The following is a 10,620-nucleotide window of genomic DNA, read 5'->3' on the forward strand; positions in this document are numbered from 1 at the left end:
ATAAAAATTAAAGAAAAAAGGGATAAAAGTGAATACATTATTTTATACAGTCTTGGGGCATGTCTGGCAGTACCTTAGTAACCCTAAAACAATGATGGCCTTATCCTTTTTAGTGGTCATTCTTTCCATAAAAAATACGGTTTCTGATCGTATTTCCTGGATATTGCTGACGGTCTATGTTGCCATATTAATAGGCTGGGGGATTTATACACTTATCCGGCGTTATCGGCATGCTAAAAAGGGCAAAGAAATCGCAACCGTCTTATCTCAAAGTTCCACAGCTGAAAGCAAATACAATAATAAAGAAGAACTTCAGCTGATCAGTCAGCAAGTCAAACAATCTATTCAGCTGATTCGTAAGTCAAAATTAGGCGATCGTAAGGGTCACGCGGCACTGTATGAACTTCCTTGGTATATGGTCATCGGTAAGCCGGCGGCTGGGAAAAGCTCGGCGATTTATCATTCTGGTTTGCGGTTTCCTTTTGAAGCAACTCACCAGAAAATGGTCTCTGCTGGACTCAGCGGAACACAAAACTGTGACTGGTTTTTTTCAACTCAGGGTATTTTACTGGATACAGCCGGACGCTATTCAGTCTATCCGGAGGACCATTCTGAATGGTTAGGCTTTTTAAATATTCTCAAGAAAAATCGTTCTAAAGTGCCAGTGAATGGTCTTATTGTGATCGTAAGTATCGCTGAGCTGGTCAACCAGAGTCCGGAGAAATCTCTACAACTGGCCAAGAACCTGCGTGCCCGTATCCAAGACCTGACTGAACGTCTAGAAGTTTTTGCGCCAGTCTATCTGGTATTCTCCAAGATGGACCTGATTGCCGGCTTCACGGATTTTTTTGATTGTTATCATGGACAAGAATTGGATCAGGTTTGGGGTGCAACTTTGGCTTATCAACCAGACTCGAGTGCAAATGCTGTTCAGCTATTTGAAAAGCATTATGGCATTTTATATGAGGGCCTGAAAAATGTAAGTATGACCCATTTAACCCGTCGGCATTCACAGCATATTTCACCCAGTGTAATGACCTTTCCATTGGAATTTAAGAGTCTCAAACCGGTATTAAGAACCTTTATCTTCACTTTATTCCAAGACAATCCTTATCAGTTTAAACCGGTTTTTCGTGGATTTTATTTTACCAGCGCCTTACAGGAAGGCTCCATTGAAAGTCCAATGACAGAACAGATTGCTGAGGACTTTCATCTGATCCGTAGCGATAATCATGATCTTGGCCTGTCTAAAGAGTCTGTATCACAGAATCATGGTTATTTTCTGAAAGGTTTATTTTCTGAAGTGATCCTTAAAGATAAAAATCTGGTGAAGCAGCATATTAATCCGGCACGAAAACGCCGACGCTTTATGGCTTTTACTGGTGCTTTACTTACTGTGTCGATGGTGTTGAGTCTGTGGGTGTGGTCTTATCGAAATAATCAGCAATTACTGGCCGAAGTTCAGGCGGACTTAAATAAGGTCGTACAGATACAGAAACCGTCAGGAACTGAGCTGGCCACGCAAATCGATGCATTATTAATTTTGCAAGCTCATCTGCAACAGTTAGATCAATTTGATCAGAAGCGTCCATTCAAATACAGTTTTGGTCTATATCAAGGACAACAGATCAGGGAGAAACTGCAAGCTGAATATCTGAAAGGAATTGAGCAATTAGTATTGCAGCCCAGCCAGCAAAATATTGCAGAATATCTACAACGGGTAAAAAGCAATGCAGCAGTTCTTAAAGAAAATCATATTCATGTGCAAATTAATCCGACTGCACAAGTTCAGCAACTCGCATTAGAACCATCTGACCAAAATCCGCAAGATGCTTATAATGCACTTAAAACATATCTGATGTTGAGTAACCGTAAATCTATAGATTCCAGTCATCTCAGCGATCAGTTGACACGTTTTTGGCGGACTTGGCTGGATCAGCATCGTGGTCAGCTGCCACGTGCTGAAATGCTGCAAAAGGCCGAGCAGTTACTTAGCTATGCCATGACACTGACAGATTCGAGTTCATTTCCCCAGCTGGATTCCGATACTGTTCTGGTTGAACAGACTCGCCAGGTTTTAACCGCGATGATGACCGGAGTGTCTGCACGAGATCGTGTATATAACAAAATTAAAATGCGGGCTTTGGTACGTTTTCCTGCATTAACGATCAAACAGATGGTCGGGGAGAATGCTCAGACAACCATGTTGGGAAGTTATGCCTTACCCGGTTTTTATAGCTATCAAGCCTGGAACGAATATGTACAACCTGCCATAGAAACCGCGGCGCAAAGCCCAACTGAAAGTAAAGATTGGGTACTTAATACATCACAGTCTGATGATTTGAGTTTTAGTGGCAGTCCTGAACAAATTCGACGCCAGCTGACTGAAATGTATAAAAAAGAATATATCAGCGAATGGCGTAAATTCTTGGGTGCCATTTATTATGCCAAGGCCGGTGACTTTAATCAGCAAACATATCAGATAGATATTCTTGGCGAACCAGAAAACTCACCGATTCGTAAAGTCATACAACGGGTAGCGCAAGAAACCAGCTGGGATAATCCAATGGTACAAGCTGAGTTGGCGGTTCCACAAAAAGGTTTTATTGCCTGGTTTAAACGCAAGATATTGCAACGTCATGATGGCAAGTTGGCACAGAATTCTGCATCGACTTTCTCTCAGGGGATGATTGCCAAAGACTTTCAGATCTTCTACCAGATTGTACGTACACGAGATGATTTGCAGAACCGGTCGCTGCTGGATGAGTATATGCAATCTCTGACCAAGATACGGAGTCGCTTTAATGATCTAAAAAGTTCTGGAGATATTGGTCCGGCGAGCATGATGCTCCTTAAGCAGACCGTTGATGAGCAGAATTCTATCTTTAATATCACTCAAAAGTTTGTGGATGAGAAAATGTCGGTAGGAACCCATGAGCTGGATCAACAGCTGATTAAAAAGTTGTTTAGTGTTCCTCTCACACGTTCCTTTGAAAGTCTGATGCTTCCGGCACAAGCTGAAATGAACGAACTCTGGCTAATACAGGCCTATCAACCATTTAATGCAAATTTATCGCAAAAATATCCGTTTAGCAGTCAAGGTAGCTTACAGGCAACCTCTCAAGAAATTAATCAGATTTTTGGTGAAAATGGCAGTATTTCCCGTTTTGTCAAAGAGCATCTTGATCCCTTAGTGATCCGTCGTGGCTATAGCTTAAGCTCGAAAACCTGGCAAGATTTAGGGCTTAATCTAAATCCTGTGTTTGTTGCAAACTTTCAAAATTATGTCGCGCCTGTGAATGGTATGGCAACTGGTGAGTTAAATAATACCAGTCGTCAGGCAGTGAGACCCAATCAATCTAATTTCCAGTTTTACCCACTGGAACAGGCTCATTTATTGGCTTATACCATTGATATTGATGGACAAAGAATGCTATTTGAAAACGGAATTCAACAATGGGTGAATTTTATCTGGCCAAATTCCGGCGCAATTCCAGGCGCACGGATCACGGTGATTGATTTGGAAGGGAAGACCCATACCATTTTTGATGAGCCTGGGGAATATGGAATCAATCGTTTGATTGATAGTGCTCAGCGTACACAAAAAGGCAATATTTTTGAGATGGTCTGGCGCAGTAAAGAGAATCCTGAACTATTTGTGAAGACCAATTTTCGTTTGGTGAGTGGAAATAATGCAAGTTCTATCGGAAGTAATCCAAGTTATAGCAATTTACAGTTGGTGGATCAGGTTGTTTCGAATAAAGCAGTAAGAGTGGTCGCAGCACAGAATACGACGATGTCAGGAAAAACAGCTCAGATAACTAAGACGACTGCTGCAAACACAGGAACTTTAGCGCCATGATACTCATCAATCATATTGTAAATGGATCACGTGGGTGAATTGATATGAATTAAAAACAACCAATTTTAGTGTAGAAAATAATTCAAGGTTGGCGGTACTAGAATAGTCTTTAACTGAGAGTCAGATAAGCCTGACTCAAAGCATTAAATTAATTAAATAAACATTTATAGAAGCATAAAATGAAAATAAAAAATAAATACTTAAAGTTAAATAAAATCATTATTTTATTCTGTTTTTTAATTGGTTTTAATGTGCATGCACAACCTGTAATTGCTGAAGGTAATGTACCGAATAACAGTAGTAAGCAAGCTATTTTGGCGAAATTGTATTCAATTTATGGTCAGAAAAATGTGATAGATCGCATTCAGATTCGTCAAGTAGTAGCACCAACGGATTGGTCAAATATAGTCACTGATGTGATTAATGAAGACCTTAAAAAGGTTAAACACGGAATGTTAACAATTAAAGGTTCTGATATTCAGCTAACGGGTAAAGTATCAAATTCTTATGAAATTCATGATACTACAGAAATATTTAAGGGTTTAACACCCGAAAATTACCGTTTAAATGCACAGCTTTCAGTCAATCAGGCAGAACAGAAGATTATTGATGCTGCATTAAAGAACCGGATTATTGAATTTGAATCTGGCAGTGCAATATTAGCAACTTCAGGTATACAGATACTGGATGAAATGGTCAGTGCCTTAAATAGAGTTAGCGGAAAAAAGATACGGATTATTGGACATACGGATAGTTCAGGCGATACTAATAAAAATCTCATGTTGAGTCAGCAACGTGCAGAAGCAGTAAAAGCTTATTTAATCGCAAAAAATCTTCCAGCGCATTTACTGAGTACTGAAGGTTCAGGTTCAAGTAAACCTGTAGCGGATAATGCAACAGCTGAGGGTCGTAAGAGAAATCGTCGGATTGAATTTGAAGTGCTTTAACGTTTAAGTTGCTTGAGCAGCTATAAGTATATGGTGAATGACCTGTATGAGTATATTAATAGTTGTTAGAACCCATTTAAAGTGTCTATGCGATAAACCATTTAAAATGTCCTGTTTTTAACCACAAGAGTCAAGCACAGGATTTAACTTTCTTTGTTCAATAACAGCTTTCTGAGCTTTACGACTCGGCATACTTTTCTTGAGACGGGAACGTTTATTCTGTTTTTCCAACTCTTCATGCTGTTGCTGAATATGTGCCAGAACTGTACCTAACCGTTTATTCTCAACGATCTCATTCTGCTGTAGCCCAGCTAATTTATTGAAAATGCTGTAGTTGAGCTTTCGTCCCTCGTGCATGAGGGCCACAGTCCCATCCGGGTACTCCAGAAATGAAATATATTGCCCAACAAGCTTATGATTCAGCTCTATCGGTTCAAGCAGATAAATACATTTGTCATAGGTCAGGGTCAGATTCTTGGTGACCTTACGCGGTTCCTGCCAGGTAAAAATATCATCCAGTTCAAGATGAGATTCGGTTAATGGCCGATGTAAATTCTTTGAGTTTCGCGCACACTTGGCAAATTTACGATTAAATTGCTCAATAAAGCAGGGCAGCCAGGCATTGGCATCTGCAATCGAACTGATAGCTTCTAAGCGCATCTCCTTAATCAGACGATCCTGAAGCGTTCTATTGGCTCGTTCTACACGTCCTTTGGCCTGTGGTGAATTGGCGAAGATAATATCAATGTTTAACTCATTCAGAATCCGCCCAAATTGCGTGATCTGGCTGTCTTGCCTGGATTTCTGGTTGACTCTAAATACCGAGTGTTTATCGCTATAAAAGGCCAAGGGCTTGCCGTATTGCTCAATGTAGGCTCGGGTTGAAAGCATATAGTCAAAGGTCGTTTCAGCCTCACAAAAGCGTAGATGCAACAGCTTGCCGGTAGCATCATCGATATAAACCAGCAAACAGCATTTGGTGGCTCTTCCTTCAAACCAGTCATGATATGAGCCATCAATCTGGATCAGCTCACCGAAGCAATCACGGTTATAGCGTGGCTGGTATGGGCGTTTTAGACGTTTGGATCGCGGAATCCAAAGGTCATTTGCAGTCATCCAGCGCCGAACCGTTTCTACCGGGATATTCAGGTCAAACATGCTGCTGAGCTTCTCATGCGCCAAGGTAGGTCCAAAGCCCAGCAGATGTTCAGAAATAATGGAAAGACATTTTGATTTTAATAAATCATCATGGCGACGATGACCCGGTTGACCACGACTGGCATGTGCCATACCTGAGACACCATCTTGATTGAGCTTCTGCAATAACCGGGTAATTTGACGGGTGGAAAGATTCAGGATTTCAGCAGCACGGACCTGGGTAATACGATGATCTCTAACGTCTTGCAGAACTGCAAGACGTTGAATTTCTTTATCAGACATAGTGATCAGCATTTATATTTTATATCCAGTCCATGGTGATAAAAACCATCATAAACCAGACATTTTTATTGGTGAGAATATAGACACTTTAAATGGGTTCTAACATAGTGATTTCGTATAATGTATATTATGTTAAATTACGTTCACTATATAAAAACTTCATAAACCCTGTTATATCAATAGCTAATCAATAGTTTACAGAAATTTATACTTAATACAAAAAAGTGATATGTTGAAAGTAACATTACTTCAGAAACTTCATATCATGTTTAAAGTAGAACTTATTCAATTGCAAAAAAAGGTTTCGAATAAAAAACAAATCCATGTTCTTTTTGATGAAACTACATCCTTGCCATGTCTTTATCCATTTTTATTCTTGAAAGATGAGCTAAGGTTTCAAAGTCTTTCGACACAGTATGCAGATCTATCTGCTCTAAAACTCTGGTATTTGTTTTGGTATCAAAAATATAAAACTAGTTTTTGTCTCTCCTTCTATAAATTAAGAAATTATGAAACATACCTTACTGAGTTAGAGAACTTTATAATTTTCTTAGAGCAAAAATATAAGCTAGAAAAAAATATCTTTTACATAGGTGCAGATGAATCGATAGATTATGGTCGAATTTCAGCCAACCTTAGTTCTATAAAAAAATTTTTAATCTATATCATCCCTAAGTATTTTCAGTTCTCAGAATTTGAAAATAATATTATTTCCAAAGAGGAATTAAAAGAACGTATTGATAATATTAATAAAAAATTAGGCAATATTTCAAAAAACAATCCAAAAGACAATAATAATAAATTTATTTATAAGAGTATGAATTCTGAAATGATAAAAAAAATGCTAGAAATTATTAATCCAAGTATGGAAAATAATAAAAATCCATTTCATAATAAAGAATATCGCTTTAGGAATTACTTAATAGTGTATTTGATTTATAATTATGGTCTTCGTGTTGGTGAGCTGATGTTACTAACAACCTCATCTTTCAAAAAATCTATTATAACACTAAATAATCCTAAAGAAGAAACTGGTAGATATAGTTTAATAGTAATAAACTCTGAGGATGATTATGATAATCGCAGAAGATCCCCAAATATAAAAAATGAAGACTCTAAGCGTATTATTAATTTAGAAATTGATGATTATGAATTAATTAAGTTATATATTGATAAAATAAGGAAAAATACAAATACAGATATCTTATTTACAACACTAAATAGTAATAAACCATTGAGTTACGCAGCTATCTATAAATTATTTGAACAAATAGATTCAAAAATGAAAGAAATGGTTCCTCATTATTTTAGTGATGAATACTTTGATGCAATTGATAAGATAACACCTCATGTTTTGCGTCATACCTGGGCTTATATGACACTTTCATACTATTACAATAAATACTTAGCAGATAAAAAGGAAATAAGTAACCCATTAGAGTTGGCAGAGAATGAATTAAGAGAATTAGGTGGTTGGTCTCTGAAAAGTGAAATGCCGTTACATTACGGTAGAAGATTTTTAGTCGAGATTGCTAATTTTCGAAATCTTGAACGTATACGAAAAAATAGGCAAGGATAATATATGCAATTAGGTTTGAAGATTGAAGATAATCAAAATAATGTAAATATTTTTAATGAATCTGATTCAATAATTGTGAATAATCTATACTTTCCTGAAAGATTAGTCTTTATTAGGGCTAGTAAATATGATAGTAAATTTTTATTAACTAAAAATGATTTATGGGATATAAATTATTCTGGTAAAAAATTTTCAATTTGTTTTGATAAATTGGCTAACAATGAAAAGAGGTTGTGTAAATATTTATTGTCTTATTATGTACAAATTAATACTCCATCTAAATTGGATGGTATTTTTAATGCTTACTTGTATTTTGTTAATTATTTTAAATCAAATTATTTAAAAATTAATTTTAGGGATTCAAAAAAACTTTTAATTAAATGTGCAAGTAGTAGTTATTATTATGAAATAAAATTCTTTATAAAAATTCTATTTGTCGAAGGTTTTTCTGGATTTAATTTGAATGAAGAGTATCAACTAGAGTTGATAGATAGGCCAAAAAAAAATAATTTTTTATATTATGAAAATAAGCTGGATGCTATAGACTTCCCTATTATCAATATGATTAATCAGGGTTTCACTAATTTAGTTTTAAATTGTAAAAAGCATCATGAGATTGATAATGAAGATTTAAAGCAAACAGTGATTTTAGGGCTTCACTATGCTACAGGACTTAGACCTGTCCAGGTTTCGAAGCTCAGTGTTAAAGACTTTAAACAAGATACGCACTCTACAGATTGTTCTTATGATAAGTTCAGCTTACTTATTCCTTACGCTAAGCAATCACGTGTAATGCACGAAAAAATTGCCGTAAAGTTACCCGAAGAAATTGCTGAATTATTAAAGATATATATTGATAAATTTGACTTAAAGTCTGCTGATAAGATGTTTGATTTAGGTGATAATGCAGCTAAATATTGTCTAAAATCAATCAATAATCAGTTATTTAACTTCTCTCCCAGAACTTATCAGTTAGCTGTAATCAATAAAGAACTTATACCACATAAAATTACCTTTAATGACTTTCGTCATCACGTTGGTCATAGCCTAGCAATGTCTGGTGCGAGTCCAGAAGAAATAGCTTATATCTTAGGGCATTCTTCATTGGTAGCAGCTAGACATTATATTTACTCTTCACCCGAATTAGCTGAAATAAGAGCCCAAGCTTTAGGAACTAATCAATTATATCAACAAATGATTTCGATGCTTCTTACAGGAAGATTGGTTTATAAAAATGAATGGACAGGCAAAAAGGTTCTAGGGAATTTGTCGAATAAATTACATTTAAACATCGGTGGCTGTGCTTATTCAGATAAATGCTTCTTACAGCCAGTTCGAAATTGTTACGGTTGTATGTATTTTCATCCATTCATAGATGGTAATCATCTAGAAGTTCGAAACTGTATACAAAAAGAAATCAATGATTTAGTTAGAATTTCTGACGAATTAGGTGTTTCTAGAAATCCTGTTATTCAAGTGCATGAAGCTACAAAATTTGAAATTGATTCTGTTATTAACCGCTGTACTTATTTTAAGGATGAAATCTAATGAAATCTAAAAACTATAATAAATTTATAACTGAGCAGAAAGAATACTTTAATGAACATCTTAAAAATAACTTTCAGCAAACTTGGGATGATTCTATCTGGTATGGTGGAATACATGGCTCTGGATGGTTAAGTAGTAGAACAAACAGGATCGATTTCAATTTCAGTGAAATCAGAAGAATGAAAGGATTGGACGATATTGAGATTGATGAAATATACCAAGAGTTTATTAAAGCATTTCTCATCGTAAGTTACAGAAACTCTAACCAGAGTGCTTCACCTCAAAAATTAAAGGCTGAATATTTAATTTTGAAACGATGGTACAGCGCGTTAAAGTTAATAAATCTAGAGAAAAATTTGAAGGTTCATCCATGTTTTTTGTCTACAGAAATACTTTATAAGGCTTTTGAGATTTTAAAGGAAAATTCTAGTCCAATTAATTTGCCAGACCATATAGGTAGTATGATTAGAATTCAAAATCTTTTAAATAATTATAACTTTACTGAAGGAGATCTTGAGTTTGATGTAAAAGCAAAATATCAAAATAGACAAAACAGAACACCAAAAACACGAATAATTCAAAAGGCTTTTGAGGGTGAGAAAATTGATGAAGATGAAATTGATAGCAGCAAACTCATCAGTATAAGAACATTTATAAATATTATTTCTTTGATATCTTTATGTGAAACGAAAGGCGAAAAAATACTTCTGCATCTCCTACTTCTTTTGATTGTGACAGGCTTTCGATCAACGGAAGCAATTTTGTTAAGGACAGATGCCTTAATAAAAAAACCTATTCTAGATCCTTTAAATTCTACTAATGTGGAAATTGACGGTATTCAACAGTATTTGGTAGGAATTCAATATTACGGTGCTAAAGGTGCAGGTTTTAGAGTACATTGGGTTGAGCCACTGGCTGCTAAACTAGTAGAAATGATTTTTTCTAATGTATTAGAGTTGACTAAGGAATCAAGAAGTTACTTATCCTATCTTAGATCTAAAAATGTGAAAGATTTTCTTCCAGAGGCGTTAGACAAAATAAAAGAAGACTTTCTCGAAATTGATCAATTGATTGATACGTGCTTTGGTGTCCCTGAGAAAACACGAGGTAATCCTGAAAAAAGAACACTTATAATTAAAACCTTAGCAAAATCAAATGTACCAATTTATAAAGCTGATAAATTTAAACAAAGAATCAATAGATACTACTTAAAAAAAGACATCAATAATTTTATTAAAAGCTTA

Annotated in this window: 5 protein-coding genes and 1 pseudogene; 5 read left to right on the plus strand and 1 reads right to left on the minus strand. The window is 35.7% G+C overall.

Going from position 1 to position 10,620, the window contains the following annotated elements; all coding sequences use genetic code 11:
* The first annotated feature begins 28 nt into the window (after positions 1-28).
* On the plus strand, positions 29-3,862 hold the full coding sequence (gene tssM, locus Q9R21_RS13215) for a type VI secretion system membrane subunit TssM (RefSeq protein ID WP_311204665.1): 3,834 nt from the start codon (positions 29-31) through the stop codon (positions 3,860-3,862).
* 185 nt (positions 3,863-4,047) lie between these two features.
* Positions 4,048-4,809, plus strand: a complete 762-nt coding sequence (locus Q9R21_RS13220; protein ID WP_404976607.1) for an OmpA family protein — start codon at positions 4,048-4,050, stop codon at positions 4,807-4,809.
* Between the two features lie 117 nt (positions 4,810-4,926).
* Here the strand turns inward: Q9R21_RS13220 and Q9R21_RS13225 are convergent, their stop codons facing one another.
* Complete coding sequence (locus tag Q9R21_RS13225; protein WP_311204667.1) at positions 4,927-6,261, minus strand: ISNCY family transposase; 1,335 nt, start codon at positions 6,259-6,261, stop codon at positions 4,927-4,929.
* A 253-nt stretch (positions 6,262-6,514) separates the two neighbouring features.
* On the opposite strand from Q9R21_RS13225, the gene Q9R21_RS13230 reads away from it, so the two are divergent.
* From Q9R21_RS13230 to Q9R21_RS13240, 3 genes and pseudogenes are all read left to right on the plus strand, one after another.
* Positions 6,515-7,828 carry a site-specific integrase gene (locus tag Q9R21_RS13230; RefSeq protein ID WP_311204668.1) on the plus strand — a complete coding sequence of 438 codons (1,314 nt, stop codon included), beginning with the start codon at positions 6,515-6,517 and terminating at the stop codon, positions 7,826-7,828.
* Positions 7,829-7,831: 3 nt separating this feature from the next.
* A complete protein-coding gene (locus tag Q9R21_RS13235; protein ID WP_311204669.1) occupies positions 7,832-9,376 on the plus strand; it encodes a site-specific integrase in 1,545 nt (514 codons plus the stop codon).
* A pseudogene (locus tag Q9R21_RS13240) lies at positions 9,376-10,620 on the plus strand (hypothetical protein); the annotation flags it as partial. The gene Q9R21_RS13235 and the pseudogene Q9R21_RS13240, both read left to right, overlap by 1 nt.

It is taken from the genome of Acinetobacter sp. RG5 (genome assembly GCF_031844265.1).
Lineage (GTDB): Bacteria > Pseudomonadota > Gammaproteobacteria > Pseudomonadales > Moraxellaceae > Acinetobacter.

Excerpts from the sequence above, each read along its gene's own strand:
- Q9R21_RS13230 (WP_311204668.1), top strand. The coding sequence starts at position 6,515 with ATGTTTAAAGTAGAACTTATTCAATTGCAAAAAAAGGTTTCGAATAAA.
- Q9R21_RS13225 (WP_311204667.1), bottom strand. The coding sequence starts at position 6,261 with ATGCTGATCACTATGTCTGATAAAGAAATTCAACGTCTTGCAGTTCTG.
- Q9R21_RS13235 (WP_311204669.1), top strand. The coding sequence starts at position 7,832 with ATGCAATTAGGTTTGAAGATTGAAGATAATCAAAATAATGTAAATATT.